This is a genomic window from Streptomyces sp. SID13726 (assembly GCF_010548375.1).
Taxonomy (GTDB): Bacteria; Actinomycetota; Actinomycetes; order Streptomycetales; family Streptomycetaceae; genus Streptomyces.
Map to the genome: position 1 here is coordinate 27,797 of NZ_JAAGLY010000037.1, position 14,260 is coordinate 42,056.

Below are 14,260 nucleotides of genomic sequence, written 5' to 3' on the forward strand. Positions count from 1 at the left end.
TTGACGGATGAGTTGACCGATGAAGAGGTGGCGTTGACCGTGACGGCCAGTACTGCGCCTCCCCAGGAAGCCGCCAGGGAAGCCTCCGAGGAAGCCACCGAACCCGCGACCACCGCCCCGCGCAGCCGCGGCGCCGACACCCGGGCGCTCACCCAGGTGCTCTTCGGCCAGTTGAAGGTGCTCCAGCCCGGCACGCCGGAGCACAACCGGGTGCGGGCGGCGCTCATCGAGGCCAACCTCCCGCTCGTGCGCTACGCGGCCGCCCGCTTCCGCTCCCGCAACGAGCCGATGGAGGACGTGATCCAGGTCGGCACGATCGGGCTCATCAACGCCATCGACCGGTTCGACCCGGACCGGGGCGTGCAGTTCCCGACGTTCGCGATGCCGACCGTCGTCGGCGAGATCAAGCGGTACTTCCGGGACAACGTGCGGACCGTGCACGTACCGCGCCGGCTGCACGAGCTGTGGGTGCAGGTCAACGGCGCGACCGAGGACCTGACGACCGCCTTCGGACGCACCCCCACGACCGCCGAGATCGCCGAGCGGCTGCGCATCGGCGAGGACGAGGTGCTGTCCTGCATCGAGGCCGGGCGGTCGTACCACGCCACCTCGCTGGAGGCGGCCCAGGAGGGCGACGGGCTGCCGGGGCTGCTCGACCGGCTCGGCTACGAGGACCCGGCGCTGGACGGCGTGGAGCACCGCGATCTGGTCCGGCATCTGCTGGTCCAACTCCCCGAACGCGAACAGCGAATCCTGCTGCTGCGCTACTACAGCAATCTCACCCAGTCGCAAATCAGCGCGGAACTCGGTGTCTCGCAGATGCACGTTTCGAGGCTACTCGCGCGTAGCTTCCAGCGGCTGCGGTCGGCCAATCGGATCGACGCATAGTCGGGGCATAGTCGGGGGCATGGCTGAGGGCATAGCCGGGCGCATAGTCGGTCGCGCAGTCGGGGGCATGGCTGATGCATAAGGGGCGCACGGTCGCACGTTCCGGAACACCGCAGTTCGCAAGCACTGTCGAGAAGTAACCGGCACGAGCGAATCGCTCACCAGCGCCGTTCCCGACACTTCTCTGCCGAAAAACCGTCAGACCCCCTTTATCCAGGGCGGATTCGGGTCTCACATGTCGACATGTCACTACAGCGTGTTGCCGACATGTGACATTCTGCGGGAAGCGCGTTTGCCGGGCCTTCGGCTCCGGTATTCAGGTGAAGGCTGACGTTCCGCCACGGAGCGTTCGCCACGACCGTCCCGCGACCCAAAGGGGGTGGCATGTCCGCAGACCAGGGCAGCTCGAAGGTGCTCACGCTCACGAAGAGCGAGGCTGCGCCCGCGCTCGTCGACGTCCCTGCTGTCGAGGCCCCGCCGGCCCCGGCCCTTCCCAGCACGGGGGCCATCGACACCCGCACCCTGTCCCGCTCCCTCTTCCTGCGGCTCGCCGCACTCGACGAGAACAGCCCCGAGCGTGCGTACGTCCGGGACACGCTGATCGAGCTCAACCTCCCGCTCGTGCGGTACGCGGCGGCGCGGTTCCGGTCGCGCAACGAGCCGATGGAGGACATCGTCCAGGTCGGCACGATCGGGCTGATCAAGGCGATCGACCGCTTCGACTGTGAACGGGGGGTGGAGTTCCCGACGTTCGCGATGCCGACGGTGGTCGGTGAGATCAAGCGGTTCTTCCGGGACACCTCGTGGTCGGTGCGGGTGCCTCGGCGGCTTCAGGAGCTGCGGCTGGCGCTGACCAAGGCCAGCGACGAGCTCTCGCAGAAGCTGGACCGGTCGCCGACGGTGGCTGAACTCGCGTCCGTGCTCGGGGTGTCCGAGGAGGACGTCGTCGACGGGCTGGCGGTGGGGAACGCGTACACCGCGTCTTCGCTGGACTCGCCTGCGCCGGAGGACGACGGGGGTGAGGGGTCGCTGGCGGACCGCCTCGGGTACGAGGACAGTGCGCTGGAGGGTGTGGAGTACCGGGAGTCCCTGAAGCCGCTGTTGGCGAAACTGCCTCCTCGGGAGCGGCAGATCATCATGTTGCGGTTCTTCGCGAACATGACGCAGTCGCAGATCGGGGAGGAGGTGGGCATCTCCCAGATGCACGTCTCGCGGTTGCTCACCCGGACGTTGGCGCAGTTGCGGGAAGGGCTCATCTCGGACTGAGCGTTGACTGGTTGCCGGTCGGGGGTCGTCTGCGGGTGCCGGTTGGGTGGGGGTGGGCGTTGTTGCGCAGTTCCCCGCGCCCCTGGATGCCTGCGGCGGCCCGCTCGGCTCCGGTGGGGGCGTGTGTAGCGCGAACTCGTAGTGGGTGAGTCGGGGCCGGGGTGGGGGGTATCCGTCCTCGGTCCGGCGGCTCGGTCTCTTGAAGAGGTGCTCGGTTATGGACGCCGGCCGCTGCGGGCGGACACCCCCCACCCCGTCCCCTGCGCGCCGTACGCGGCTGACGGCCCGTCGCGGCGCGCGTGGGGCGTCGCGGTCGAGGGGAGCGTGTATCGGCGCAGGCCAGCTGCAACTCCCCAGGGGCGCGGGGAACTGCGCGACCAGCCACAACGCACCCGCACCCGCCCCACAACCGAACCCGGCACCCCCATAGGCGCCCGGTTCGATTACTTCAGTGCCAGCCAACCCACCGCCGCCACGATCGCCACCGCGACCACGATGCCGATGATGAGGCCGATGCGGGGGCCGCTCGACGCGGCCGGGGTGGACTGCTGCTGTCGGGCCTGGGGGCCCTCGTCGACGAACGCGCGGAACATCTGAGTGCTGCCGGCGGGGTCGTAGTTGCCCTGGGGGCCCTGGTTGTCAGCCATGCCCAGAGACCCTAGCGAATCGGGGAGCGGGGCCCAAGTGTGGGGCTGACGGTGGGGGCAGCGGACCCCACGTGGGGGTTTACGTTCGCAATACTTGTCTTTGCCAAGTTTTTGGGCGCGGGTCCCGGCTTTTTATTTGCCTGTAGCAACCAAACTCTGTCATGGTTGCCCCAAGCAACGAATACCGGGAGGTGTGATGGCCGACCAGGCGCAGTACGAGGAGCTGATCCGCCAGTTCAGCGCCTTCGGCGCCGTGAAGCGGGAGATCGGGCGGTTGATGCCGTCGGAGTGCCCCAGCGGATCCGCCGCCGTACTGACGCTGCTCGACCGCCACGGGGACATGCGCATGAGCAACCTCGCCGAGCTGCTGGCCGTGGACATGTCGGTCACCAGCCGCCATGTCGCCCACGTCGTCGAGCGCGGCTGGATCGAGCGCTCCCCCGACCCCGCGGACAAGCGCTCGCGCATCCTGCGCCTGACGCCCGCGGGCCGGGCCCAGATCGACGAGCTGTCCCGACGGACCACTCAGCTGCTCGCCGAGTGCCTCGCCGACTGGAGCGACGAAGAGGTCGCCCAGCTCACGCGGCTGATGGCCCGTCTCAGGGCGAGCTTCGACGACTCCCGGGCCGCGCCGCACCGGCCGCCGCCCCCGGTACTCGAACAGACCACCCGTACACCCGCGATCACCAAGTAAGAGAAGGAAGCCCATGGCAACCACCACACCAGCCGGTGTGCGGGCCCACGCCAAGCACGGGGGAGGCCCCGCCGCCGAGTACGCCCCGATGACGCACCGGCAGATCATGGAGGCCATCTCCGGCCTGCTGCTCGGCATGTTCGTGGCGATCCTGTCGTCCACGATCGTCACCAACGCGCTCCCGCACATCATCAGCGACCTCGGCGGCGGCCAGTCCGCCTACACCTGGGTCGTCACCGCCGCCCTGCTGTCCATGACCGCGGCCACGCCCCTGTGGGGCAAGCTCGCCGACCTGTACAGCAAGAAGGCGCTCGTCCAGATAGCCCTCGTCATCTATGTGCTGGGTTCGATGGCCGCCGGGCTGTCGCAGAACCCGGGCATGCTGATCGCCTGCCGTGTCGTCCAGGGCATCGGCGTCGGCGGTCTGTCCGCCCTCGCGCAGATCGTGATGGCGGCGATGATCTCCCCGCGTGAGCGCGGGCGTTACTCCGGCTACCTGGGTGCGACCTTCGCCGTCGCCACCGTCGGCGGCCCGCTGCTCGGCGGTGTCATCACCGACACCAGCTGGCTGGGCTGGCGCTGGTGCTTCTACGTCGGTGTGCCGTTCGCCGTCATCGCGCTGATCGTGCTCCAGAAGACCCTGCACCTGCCCGTCGTGAAGCGGGACGTCAAGGTCGACTGGGCCGGCGCGACCTTCATCGCCGCGGCCGTCTCGCTGCTGCTGGTCTGGGTCACCTTCGCCGGTGACAAGTACGACTGGCTGTCGTGGCAGACGTACACGATGGTCGGTGGTTCGATCGCCCTCGGGCTGATCTTCGTGCTCGTGGAGTCCAAGGCGCGCGAACCGATCATCCCACTGCGGCTGTTCAGGAACCGCACCATCACGCTGGCGTCGCTGGCCTCGATGTTCGTCGGTGTCGCGATGTTCACCGGCACGGTCTTCTTCAGCCAGTACTTCCAGCTGGCCCGCGACAAGTCCCCCACCATGTCGGGCGTCATGACGATCCCGATGATCGGCGGGCTGTTCGTCTCCTCCACCGTCTCCGGGCAGTTCATCACCCGCACCGGGCGCTGGAAGGCGTGGCTGGTGAGTGGAGGCGTGCTCGTCACGGCCGGGCTGGGGCTGCTGGGCACCATCCGGTACGACACGGACTACTGGAAGATGGCCGTCTTCATGGCCCTGCTGGGTCTCGGCATCGGCATGATGATGCAGAACCTGGTGCTGTGCACGCAGAACCAGGTCGACCCGAGCGACCTCGGCTCCGCCAGCTCCACGGTCACCTTCTTCCGGTCCCTGGGCGGTGCGGTCGGTGTCTCCGCGCTCGGCGCGGTCATGGCCCACCGGATCACGCACTACGTCACGGACGGCGCCGCCGCGCTCGACCCCAAGTACCAGGCCGCGCTGGCCGGTTCCGGCTCCTCCACCGACAGCATCCCGGACCTGAGCAAGCTCCCGGCGCCGCTGCGCACCCTCATGGAGAGCTCCTACGGCCACGGCATCGCGGACGTGTTCCTCATCGCCGGTGCCCTCGCGGCCGTCGCGTTCCTGATCACCCTGTTCATCAAGGAGGTCCCGTTGAGGACCAAGGGCGCGCTGGCGCAGGCGGCCACGACCGAGGCTCCGGCCGAGGTCCCCGCGGAGGCCCCTGCGGAGGCAGCGGTCACCGAGACGGTTCCGAGCCGGGCGGCGGCTTCGGCCTCCTCCGACACCGAGGTCGCTCCCGACGGCACGGGTACGCAGCGGCTGTCCGCCGTGGCCACCCTGGCCCGTCCGGAGGAGTCCGGTGAGGGCTCCGGCGGCATCCCGGTCCGCGGCTTCGTGCGCGGCAACGAGAGCGCGCCGGTGCCGCAGGCCGCGGTCACGCTGATCTCGCTCGCGGGACGGCAGCTGGGCCGGTCGGTCACGCGGGCCGACGGCTCCTACGCCGTCGAGGCGCCCAGCGTCGGGTCGTACGTCCTGATCGCCTCCGCGGACGGCTTCCAGCCGCAGGCGTCGACGGTGCTCGTCAACGGCGAGCCGGTGGCGTACGACGTCCTCCTGAGCGGTACCAGCGGGCTGAACGGGCTCGTGCGGGCCGCGCAGAGCGGGGAGCCGGTCAAGGACGCAATGGTGATCGTCACCGATGTGCGGGGCGATCTGCTGGCCACCGGGACCACCGGTGAGCAGGGCGAGTTCGCCTTCGGCGAGCTGGTGCCGGGGGCGGTGACCGTCGCGGTGAACGCCGCCGGGTTCCGGCCGCGCGCCCTGCCCGTCGAGGTCGGCGGCACCGGCGTCACCCGGATCGAGGTCGACCTCGACTCGGGCGCCCGCCTCCAGGGTGTCGTACGGGCGCCGCACGGTCCGCTGGCCGACGCGCGGGTCACCCTCGTGGACGCGGCGGGCAATGTGGTCGGCACCGCCACCACCGGGACGGACGGGGCGTACGCCTTCACCGACCTGGACGGCGGCGAGTACACGGTCATCGCCACGGGCTACCCGCCGCAGGCCACGGCCCTGACGGTGAACGGCCCCGCGGTCGACGGCCACGACATCGAACTCGCCCACCCCGGCGAGTAGTTGAGAACCCCGGCCCGTGGTGGGAGCACGCGCTCTGAGCGGAGGCGTGTGCCCGCCACGGGCCGGTCGCAGTTTCGCAGCCGAGGAGTTATGTGAAATGGGACTGACCGCGAGGATCCGAACCCGGGACGGATGGGCCGTGTCGCACGCGGTCGTCACGGTGACCGACATGACCGGCACGCAGGTGCTGCGCGCCGAGGCGGACGCGGAGGGCGCCGTACGGGACGGCACGTTCCTGGAGCCGGGGCCGTACACCGTGATCGTCACGGCCGTCGGGTACGCGCCCGCCGCGTCCAGCGCGATCGTCACCGCGAGCGGGCGCGCCGAGGTCGGCATGGTGACGCTGGCCCGCATCGGCGGCGCGGAACTCCCGCCGCCCGGCCCGTGGACCGTCGACCCGGCCCACTCCAGCGTCGGCGCGGTCGCCCAGCACCTGGGCATCTCCAGCGTCCACGGCCGCTTCACGGACTTCACCGCGGCCGTCGAGGTCGCCCCGGACGACGTCACCAAGTCCCGCGTGGAGGCGGTGATCCGGGCGGCCTCCATCGACACGGGGAACGCCATGCGCGACGAGCACCTGCGCTCCGCCGACTTCCTGGACGTCGAGCGGTACCCGGAGATCACCTACCGGTCCACGGGCCTGACGGTCGCCGGCACGGATCGCTGGACCGTGCGCGGCGAACTGTCCATGCGCGGTGTCGTACGACCGGTCGACCTGGACCTCGCCTACCTCGGCACCGGCGCCGACCCCTGGGGCGGAACCCGCGCCGCCTTCCGGGCGACCACGCAGTTGCGGCGCGAGGACTTCGCCATGAACTACAACCAGGTCGTACAGGCAGGCATCGCGGCGATCGGGACCACGCTCAAGGTGGAGCTGGATGTGCAGGCGGTGCAGGGGGAATCGCTGCCGCAGGGCTGAGCGCGTGAGGGCGTTGTCAGTCTCGTTCGAGACCGTGCACGAGGCGCTGCTGGACCTGTTGCCGGATCCGCCCGCTCGGGTGCTGGACGTGGGCGCGGGGACCGGGCGGGACGCGGCGGCGCTGGCCGGGCGGGGGTTCGCAGTCGATGCGGTGGAGCCGGTGGCGGAGCGGCCGCATCTCCGCAGTGGGGTGGCTTGGCGGACGGCCTCGCTGCCGGAGATACCCGGTGTGAGGGGGACCGTACAACGTCCTTCTGCTCTCCGCGGTGTGGATGGACCTGCGGCCAGCGGAGCGGTATCTCGCGATGCGGTGCCTGGTCGGGCGGGCTCCTGCTGATCACGCTGCGGCGCGGTGAACCGATGGCGGACCTTCGGTGTTCGATGTGCCTCTCGAGGAGGTCGTCGGGCAGGCGGCGGAGGTGGGGCTGAGGCTGCTGGGGACCGTGCACGCAGTGCGGTGGAACTCCGTGGCGCTCCAACTAGGCTGATTCCATGGCACCGAACATCGCGAGCAATACGGCTGTTTCCCTCGACGAGTTGTTGGACTTCGTGCGGCCCCGGCATCGGGCGATTCTGCTCACGCGGCGGGGGGACGGGTCGCCGCAGGCCTCGCCGTTGACGTGTGGGGTGGATGACTCGGGGCGGATTGTTGTGTCCACGTATCCGGAGCGGGCCAAGACGCGGAACGCGAAGCGGGACGCTCAGGTGAGTCTTGTCGTGCTGAGCGATGACTGGGACGGGCCGTGGGTGCAGGTGGACGGGACCGCGGAGGTCATTGACTCGCCGGAGTCGGTGGAGCCGCTCGTGGAGTACTTCCGGAACATCTCGGGCGAGCATCCGGACTGGGACGAGTACCGGGCGGCGATGGTGAAGCAGGGGAAGTCGATCATTCGGGTCACGCCGGAGCGGTGGGGGCCGGTTGCCACCGGTGGGTTCCCGGCTCGGCTGGCTTCGCCGGGCGCGTGACGCCCAAGGGGTGGGGGCTGTTCGTTCGTCGGCGAGTGCGGGTGCTTTGTGGCTGGTCGCGCCCGCGCGGCGGAGCCGCATATCGGCACAGCCTCGCGCCCCTGGGGGCGCACCTAAGGGCGTTCGACCATCGCCTCGATTCCCTTGATCAAGAGCTCCAGCGCGAACGTGAAGTCCCTGTCCCGCATCTCCTCCACCGTGTCGCCTCCCCTCGCCGTCATGATCTCCTCGTTCTCCTTGAGGATCTCGGCGGCGTCGGGGGCCTGGGCCGCGGTCGTCATGGCGTGGCGGAAGTAGGACTCCTGGGTCAGGCCGGCCTGGGTGGCGCGGGCGATGAAGTGGCCCTCGATGGTGCCGAAGCCGTAGACGAACTGGAAGACGGCGGAGATGGCGCCGGTGATGCCGTGGGCGGGCAGGCCGGTCTTGCGGATGACCCGATGCACGATCCGGGACAGGGCCAGGGAGTTGGGGCCGATGTTGAGGAACGTGCCGGCCAGTGGGGAGACCCAGGGGTGCCGCACCAGCAGGCGTCGGTACTCCCCGGCCACCGTGCGCAACTGGTCCCGCCAGTCCTCGTCGGTCTCCGGGTCCGGCAGATCCAGCCCGCCGAAGGCCGCGTCCAGGGCGAGTTCGAGGAGGTCGTCCTTGGTGTCGACGTACCAGTAGACGGACATCGCGGTCACGTTCAGCTCGGCTGCCAGCCGCCGCATCGAGAACTTGGCCAGCCCCTCGGCGTCCAGGAGACGGACGGTGACCTGAGTGATGCGGTCCCGGTCGAGGCCGGAGGGCTGTCCCCCGCTCCGCCCGCCCCGGCGCACCTTGCCTTCCAGCCAGACACTGGTCCGGCCAGCCCCCCGCTGTCCCGCCTCAGCCATGGCGCACCTTTCCGAAACGTCCGTTCACTAGCACAGATGCTAGGACCTTCAGGGGCGGAAGCCCCCACCCTCTAGGCGCCCTCGACCCGCTCGGCCCGCCGCAGCAGCACCGCCGCGGCCACCCCGCCCAGCAACACCGCACCCGCCCCCACCAACTGGCTCGTCTCCAGGCCGGAGGCGAACGCCTCGGTGATCCGTGCCCGTTCCTGCGCCGACCCCGCCTCCGCCAGCGCCGCCGGCAAGGACGCCGCCGCCACCGAGACCAGTGCCGCGAAGCGGGAGTTGAGGACCGCGCCCAGGACCGCAACGCCCAGCCCCTGCCCGAACTCCGCGAGCGTGCCGTTGATGCCGGCTCCCACGCCCGCCTTCTCCGGAGGGATCGCGCTCATGACGGCGTTCGCCATGGCCGGCATCGCGAAGGCCACGCCCGCGCCCATGACGACCAGGCCGGCCAGCATCCCGCCGTACCCGTGCCGGCCGAGCACGGCGATCGCGGCGAGGCCCACCGCGAGGCAGGACATGCCGAGGGCGATGGTGAGCGGGGTGCCGGCCCGGGGCAGGAGCTTCGCGCTGATCCCGGTGAGGTTGAGGGCGACGATGGTCAGGGCGAAGGGTGCCGTGCGCAGTCCGGCCTCCAACGGGTCGTAGCCCAGGACGAATTGGAGGTGCTGCGTGAGCAGGAAGAGCGAGCCCGCCATGCCGAAGGCGACGAGGATCGCGCCCGCGACGGCGCCGGTGAAGCGCTGGTTGCGGAAGAAGTGCAGGTCGAGCATCGGGTACGGGACGCGCAGTTCCCAGACCGCGAACCCGGCCATCACCACGACTCCGATCGCGGCGGAGGTGAGAGTGGTGGAGGAGGTCCAGCCGTGGTCCGGGCCGGAGATGATGGCGTAGACGATGCTCGTCATGCCGATCGTGGAGAGCAGGGCGCCGAGCAGGTCGGGGCGGTCGCCCTGGGGGTTCTTGGACTCGGGGACCAGGGTCAGGACGGCGATCAGGCCGATCAGCGCGACCGGGATGTTGATGAGGAAGATCGCGCCCCACCAGAAGTGGTCGAGCATGAAGCCGCCGAGCAGTGGTCCTACGGCGAAACCGAGCGAGTTGACCGTCGACCACAGGCCGATCGCCTTCACGCGCTCGCTGTCGTCGAAGATCTGGACGACGACCGCGAGCGTGGTGGTGATCAGGAGCGCGCCGCCGACGCCCATCCCCGCGCGGGCCGCGATGAGTTGGGCGCTGGTGGTGGCGAGGCCGGCCACCAGGGAGCCGATGCCGAACAGGGCCAGGCCCGCCATCAGCAGCTTCTTGCGGCCGTAGCGGTCGGCCGCGCTGCCCGCGGTGAGCAGGAGGCCGGACTGCACCAGTGAGTAGGCGTTGATCATCCACTGGATGTCGGAGGTGGAGGCGCCCACTTCGCGGGTGAGCGAGGGGATGGCGACGTTCAGGACGGTGTTGTCGAGCAGCACGGTGAGCTGGGCGAGGCAGATGACACCGAGGATCAGCCAGCGCTGGGGGTGGCCCTGGGAGACGGGTGCGGCTGTGGGTGCGGGAGCGGGCATGACGTACACCGTAGAGCAGTTCCTATACGGTGTACAACGACATTGCGGCCGTAGGAACGCCGGAGGGGCGGCGACCCTGACGGTCGCCGCCCCTCCCTGTCGGTCCCGACTCAGCCGCTCGTCTTCTGGGTGAGGTCGTAGAAGGTGGCCGAACCGACCGTCACCTTCTTGAAGTTGGCCTCGACCCACGAGCTGATCTGCGACGACGTACCGCTGCTGCTGCCGCCCATGCCGCCGCCCGAGCCGCTGGAGATGAAGTAGTGGATCTTGCCGTCCGCCACGTACTCCTTGAACTGGGCCAGCGTCGGGGACGGGTCGGTGCCGTTGAAGCCGCCGATCGCCATCACGGACTCGTCGGAGGCCAGCTGGTAGCTCGCCGCGTTCTGGGCGCCGATCGCGGCCGCCGCCCAGGTGTACTTGTCCGCGTCGGCCTGGAGCAGCTTCTTGGCCTCGGAGGTGACGGTCGCGCCGTTGAGCAGGCCGCCGACTCCGCCGCCACCGCCCATGCCGCCGCCCTCACCCGTGCCGCCGGGCATGCCGCCCTGCTGGTTCTGGGTGGTGCCGTTGCCGTTGCCCTGGGTGTTGCCGTTCTGGCCCGGCATTCCGAAGCCGCCGGTTCCGCCAGTTCCGCCGGTGCCACCGGTTCCGCCCGTGCCACCGCCGCCCGGGAAGCCCTGGCCCTGCTGACCCTGACCCTGACCCTGCTGGCCCTGGCCCTGCGTGTTCCCGTTGCCGTTCTGCTGCGTCTGACCGCCCGGGCCGGCGCCGTTGCCACCCCCGTTGCCACCGCCGAAGCCGCCGCGACCGCCGCCGCCACCGGGACCGCCGCCCATCATGCTCGCGCCCGCCGGACCGGCCGTCGGGATCGAGCCGGTGTGCGCGGAGTCCACCGTGCTCAGGGTGTACGCCGTCGGGCCGGCCAGCGCCGCCACGATGCCCAGGGCCGCCGCGCCGAGCGCGAGCTGCCGGCCGAGCCGGGCCACGAAGACCAGGCCGAGCGCGGAGACCAGGCCGCCGATGAGGACCAGCCACTTCAGCCAGGGCAGGTAGTCGGAGGTGCGGTTGAGGAGGACGTACCCCCAGGCGCTGCCCGCCACGACCGCCGCCGCGAGGGTGAGCGAGGCCCAGGTCTCGGCGCGCTTCTCCCACAGGATTCCGGCGCCCATGCCGACCACGGCGGCGATGTAGGGGGCCAGGGCGATCGTGTAGTACTGGTGGAAGATGCCGGCCATGAAGCTGAACACCACCAGGGTGATCAGCAGCGAGCCGCCCCAGACCAGGAACGAACCGCGGGTGACGGACGTCCTCTTGAGCCTGCGCGTGGCCACCAGGCCCGCGACCAGGAGGATCAGCGCGGCGGGCAGCAGCCACGAGATCTGGCTGCCGATCTCGGAGTTGAACATCCGGTTCCAGCCGGTCTCGCCCCACTGGCCGGTGCCGCCCCCGCCGCCACCGCCGCCGACGCTGCCGGTCTCCTCGCCGTTGAGACGGCCGAGTCCGTTGTAGCCGAAGGTCAGTTCAAGGAAGGAGTTGTTCTGGGAGCCGCCGATGTAGGGGCGGGAGGAGGCGGGCCACAGCTCGACGATCGCGACCCACCAGCCGCCGGAGACGATCAACGCGACCGTCGCGAGCGCCAGTTGCCCGATCCGCTTCTTCAGCCTGTGCGGGCCGACCGCCGCGTACACGAAGGCCAGCGCCGGCAGGATCAGGAAGGCCTGGAGGGTCTTGGCGAGGAAGGCGAAGCCGATCGCGACGCCCGCCCACACCAGCCACTTCGTCTTGCCGTCCTCGACGGCCCGTACGACGAAGTAGCAGGCCAGCGCCATCAGCAGGGCCAGCATCGCGTCCGGGTTGTTGAACCGGAACATCAGCGCCGCGACGGGGGTGAGCGCGAGCACCGCACCCGCGATCAGTCCGGCCCCGGGGCTGAACCGACGCCGTACGGAGGCGTACACGACCGCGACGGTGCCGACGCCCATGAGGACCTCGGGGCCGAGGATCGTCCAGGAGTTCAGGCCGAAGATCCGGGCCGCGATCTCCATCGGCCACAGGAACGCCGAGGGCTTGTCGACGGTGATGGCGTTGCCCGCGTCCAGCGAGCCGAAGAACATCGCCTTCCAGCTCTTGGTGCCGGCCTGGACGGCCGCCGAGTAGAAGGAGTTGGCGTACCCGGAGGCGCTCAGGTTGTAGAAGTAGAGCGCCGCGGTGGCCACCAGCAGGCCCCAGAACGCCGGGCGCACCCAGCGCGGGTCCTCGGGACGGCCGCGCCACAGTCTGCGCACGAAGGGCTGCTGGGGTTCACCGGACTCGGGGGCCGGGGGCGCGACGGGTTCCTGCACGTCCGTCACGGTCACCGCCGGACCCCACCCGGGACCCTGCTGGGTCGGATGCTCGGTCTGCGTGGTCATCGGGAGTTCCTCGGGTCGGTGTCGGTCGGACGCACCGGCTGCAACTGCATGGTGGCGTCCTTCCAGGAGCGCTGCTCCGCGGCTTCACCGGCGCGGAACTCGGTCGTCTCGTACGGCGACTGCGGCGCCGTGGCGTACTGGTGCGCCGTCGGACGCTGGGGCAGCGGCCCGTACGACTGGTGCGGTGCGGCCGGGGTGTGGGTGGCGACGACGGTCGACCGGGGCCGGTCGTCCTCGCGGTCGGGGAACACCCAGGCCCGGAAGAGCAGGAAGCGCAGCACGGTCGCCGCGAGGTTGGCGGCGACCAGGACCGCCAGTTCGGTGGAGTGCGCCGGGTCGCTGCTGGCCGCGTTGAGCGCGGCGAGCGAGCCGGACGTCAGCGCGAGGCCGATGCCGAAGACGACCAGGCCCTGCGCCTGGTGGCGGACCGCGCCGCCCTTGCCGCGCACCCCGAAGGTCAGCCGCCGGTTGGCGGCGGTGTTGGCGACCGCGGAGACCAGCAGGGCCAGCGCGTTGGCGACCTGCGAGCCGCCGAACTGCCGGAAGACGCTGTAGAGCAGCAGGTAGAAGAGGGTCGACAGACCGCCGACGACACAGAACCCGACGAGCTGGCGGGCCAGCCCCTTCGGCACGTCCTGGATCTCGCGGTCGCGCGGGTCGTCGCCGAACGGCCGGGTGATCCGGTCCAGCGGCAGCGATCCGCTCGCCAGGGCCTTGCCCACGCGCCACACCCCCTTCAGGTCCTCGGTCGCGGTCTTCACGATGTGGACGGTGGAGTCCGGGTCGTCGACCCAGTCGACGGGCACCTCGTGGATACGGAGGCCCGCGCGCTCGGCGATGACCAGCATCTCGGTGTCGAAGAACCAGCCGGTGTCCTCGACCAGCGGCAGCAGGACCTGCGCCACGTCACGCCGGATGGCCTTGAAGCCGCACTGCGCGTCGGAGAAGCGGGCCTGGAGCGAGCCGCGCAGGATGAGGTTGTAGGCGCGGCTGATGAACTCCCGCTTCGGTCCGCGTACGACCCGCGAGCTGCGGGCGAGCCGGGAGCCGATCGCCAGGTCGGAGTGGCCCGAGATGAGCGGGGCCACCAGCGGCAGCAGGGCGTTGAGGTCGGTGGACAGGTCCACGTCCATGTAGGCGAGGACCGGGGCGTCCGAGGCGGACCAGACGGTCCGAAGGGCCCGGCCACGGCCCTTCTGCTCCAGCCGGAAGGCCTTGACCTCCGGGATCTCCGCCTCCAGCCGCTGCGACACCAGGGGAGTGGTGTCCGTCGACGCGTTGTCCGCGATGGTGATGCGGAACGCGTACGGGAACGTGCGCTTGAGGTGCTCGTGCAGTCTCAGCACACACGGCTGGAGGTCCTTCTCCTCGTTGTAGACGGGGATCACTACGTCCAGGACAGGCGTACCGGCGTCGCCGGCCGGGAGGTGCTCCCGCGCCGGCAGGGTGCCGGGAGAAGAGTCGGTTCGCATGGGAACGAC

The 14,260-nt window shown here is 70.4% G+C and carries 12 protein-coding genes; 7 read left to right on the top strand and 5 right to left on the bottom strand.

Features of this window, described 5'->3' with window-relative positions:
* Together G3I78_RS44225 and G3I78_RS44230 are read left to right on the top strand one after the other, a co-directional pair.
* Nucleotides 1-888, top strand: a complete 888-nt coding sequence (locus tag G3I78_RS44225) for an RNA polymerase sigma factor SigF (protein ID WP_164435689.1) — start codon at nucleotides 1-3, stop codon at nucleotides 886-888.
* Nucleotides 889-1,272: 384 nt separating this feature from the next.
* Complete coding sequence (locus tag G3I78_RS44230) at nucleotides 1,273-2,154, top strand: RNA polymerase sigma factor SigF (RefSeq protein WP_164435691.1); 882 nt, start codon at nucleotides 1,273-1,275, stop codon at nucleotides 2,152-2,154.
* Nucleotides 2,155-2,597: 443 nt separating this feature from the next.
* Here G3I78_RS44230 and G3I78_RS44235 read toward each other — a convergent pair whose 3' ends face one another.
* The gene (locus G3I78_RS44235; RefSeq protein ID WP_164435693.1) at nucleotides 2,598-2,801 is read right to left on the bottom strand and encodes a hypothetical protein; all 204 of its coding nucleotides are present in this window, start codon (nucleotides 2,799-2,801) and stop codon (nucleotides 2,598-2,600) included.
* 196 nt (nucleotides 2,802-2,997) lie between these two features.
* Between G3I78_RS44235 and G3I78_RS44240 the strand changes: the two genes are divergently transcribed.
* From G3I78_RS44240 to G3I78_RS44260, 5 genes are all read left to right on the top strand, one after another.
* The gene (locus G3I78_RS44240; RefSeq protein WP_164435695.1) at nucleotides 2,998-3,495 is read left to right on the top strand and encodes a MarR family transcriptional regulator; all 498 of its coding nucleotides are present in this window, start codon (nucleotides 2,998-3,000) and stop codon (nucleotides 3,493-3,495) included.
* Between the two features lie 13 nt (nucleotides 3,496-3,508).
* Entirely contained in the window at nucleotides 3,509-6,052 is a 2,544-nt protein-coding gene (locus G3I78_RS44245) for an MFS transporter (protein ID WP_203616373.1), read from the top strand.
* Nucleotides 6,053-6,149: 97 nt separating this feature from the next.
* Complete coding sequence (locus G3I78_RS44250; protein WP_164435697.1) at nucleotides 6,150-6,971, top strand: YceI family protein; 822 nt, start codon at nucleotides 6,150-6,152, stop codon at nucleotides 6,969-6,971.
* On the top strand, nucleotides 6,931-7,308 hold the full coding sequence (locus tag G3I78_RS44255) for a methyltransferase domain-containing protein (RefSeq protein ID WP_164435698.1): 378 nt from the start codon (nucleotides 6,931-6,933) through the stop codon (nucleotides 7,306-7,308). Before G3I78_RS44250 ends, G3I78_RS44255 begins: the two co-directional genes overlap by 41 nt.
* 155 nt (nucleotides 7,309-7,463) lie before the next feature.
* Nucleotides 7,464-7,937, top strand: coding sequence for a PPOX class F420-dependent oxidoreductase (locus G3I78_RS44260; RefSeq protein ID WP_164435700.1), 474 nt, complete (start codon nucleotides 7,464-7,466; stop codon nucleotides 7,935-7,937).
* Between the two features lie 113 nt (nucleotides 7,938-8,050).
* Here the strand turns inward: G3I78_RS44260 and G3I78_RS44265 are convergent, their stop codons facing one another.
* The 4 genes from G3I78_RS44265 to G3I78_RS44280 all read right to left on the bottom strand — a co-directional run bounded on the left by G3I78_RS44265 (nucleotide 8,051) and on the right by G3I78_RS44280 (nucleotide 14,251).
* Nucleotides 8,051-8,812 carry a TetR/AcrR family transcriptional regulator gene (locus tag G3I78_RS44265; RefSeq protein WP_164435702.1) on the bottom strand — a complete coding sequence of 254 codons (762 nt, stop codon included), beginning with the start codon at nucleotides 8,810-8,812 and terminating at the stop codon, nucleotides 8,051-8,053.
* Between the two features lie 71 nt (nucleotides 8,813-8,883).
* Complete coding sequence (locus tag G3I78_RS44270; RefSeq protein WP_164435704.1) at nucleotides 8,884-10,371, bottom strand: MFS transporter; 1,488 nt, start codon at nucleotides 10,369-10,371, stop codon at nucleotides 8,884-8,886.
* A gap of 110 nt (nucleotides 10,372-10,481) precedes the next feature.
* Entirely contained in the window at nucleotides 10,482-12,779 is a 2,298-nt protein-coding gene (locus tag G3I78_RS44275) for a glycosyltransferase family 39 protein (RefSeq protein ID WP_164435706.1), read from the bottom strand.
* Nucleotides 12,776-14,251 (bottom strand): bifunctional glycosyltransferase family 2/GtrA family protein, encoded by a 1,476-nt coding sequence (locus G3I78_RS44280; protein ID WP_164435708.1) that lies wholly within the window; start codon nucleotides 14,249-14,251, stop codon nucleotides 12,776-12,778. Before G3I78_RS44280 ends, G3I78_RS44275 begins: the two co-directional genes overlap by 4 nt.
* Between the last annotated feature and the right edge of the window lie 9 nt (nucleotides 14,252-14,260).

Coding starts and splice junctions, on each gene's coding strand:
- G3I78_RS44230 (WP_164435691.1), top strand. CDS start 1,273: ATGTCCGCAGACCAGGGCAGCTCGAAGGTGCTCACGCTCACGAAGAGC.
- G3I78_RS44235 (WP_164435693.1), bottom strand. CDS start 2,801: ATGGCTGACAACCAGGGCCCCCAGGGCAACTACGACCCCGCCGGCAGC.
- G3I78_RS44240 (WP_164435695.1), top strand. CDS start 2,998: ATGGCCGACCAGGCGCAGTACGAGGAGCTGATCCGCCAGTTCAGCGCC.
- G3I78_RS44245 (WP_203616373.1), top strand. CDS start 3,509: ATGGCAACCACCACACCAGCCGGTGTGCGGGCCCACGCCAAGCACGGG.
- G3I78_RS44250 (WP_164435697.1), top strand. CDS start 6,150: ATGGGACTGACCGCGAGGATCCGAACCCGGGACGGATGGGCCGTGTCG.
- G3I78_RS44255 (WP_164435698.1), top strand. CDS start 6,931: ATGTGCAGGCGGTGCAGGGGGAATCGCTGCCGCAGGGCTGAGCGCGTG.
- G3I78_RS44260 (WP_164435700.1), top strand. CDS start 7,464: ATGGCACCGAACATCGCGAGCAATACGGCTGTTTCCCTCGACGAGTTG.
- G3I78_RS44265 (WP_164435702.1), bottom strand. CDS start 8,812: ATGGCTGAGGCGGGACAGCGGGGGGCTGGCCGGACCAGTGTCTGGCTG.
- G3I78_RS44270 (WP_164435704.1), bottom strand. CDS start 10,371: ATGCCCGCTCCCGCACCCACAGCCGCACCCGTCTCCCAGGGCCACCCC.
- G3I78_RS44275 (WP_164435706.1), bottom strand. CDS start 12,779: ATGACCACGCAGACCGAGCATCCGACCCAGCAGGGTCCCGGGTGGGGT.
- G3I78_RS44280 (WP_164435708.1), bottom strand. CDS start 14,251: ATGCGAACCGACTCTTCTCCCGGCACCCTGCCGGCGCGGGAGCACCTC.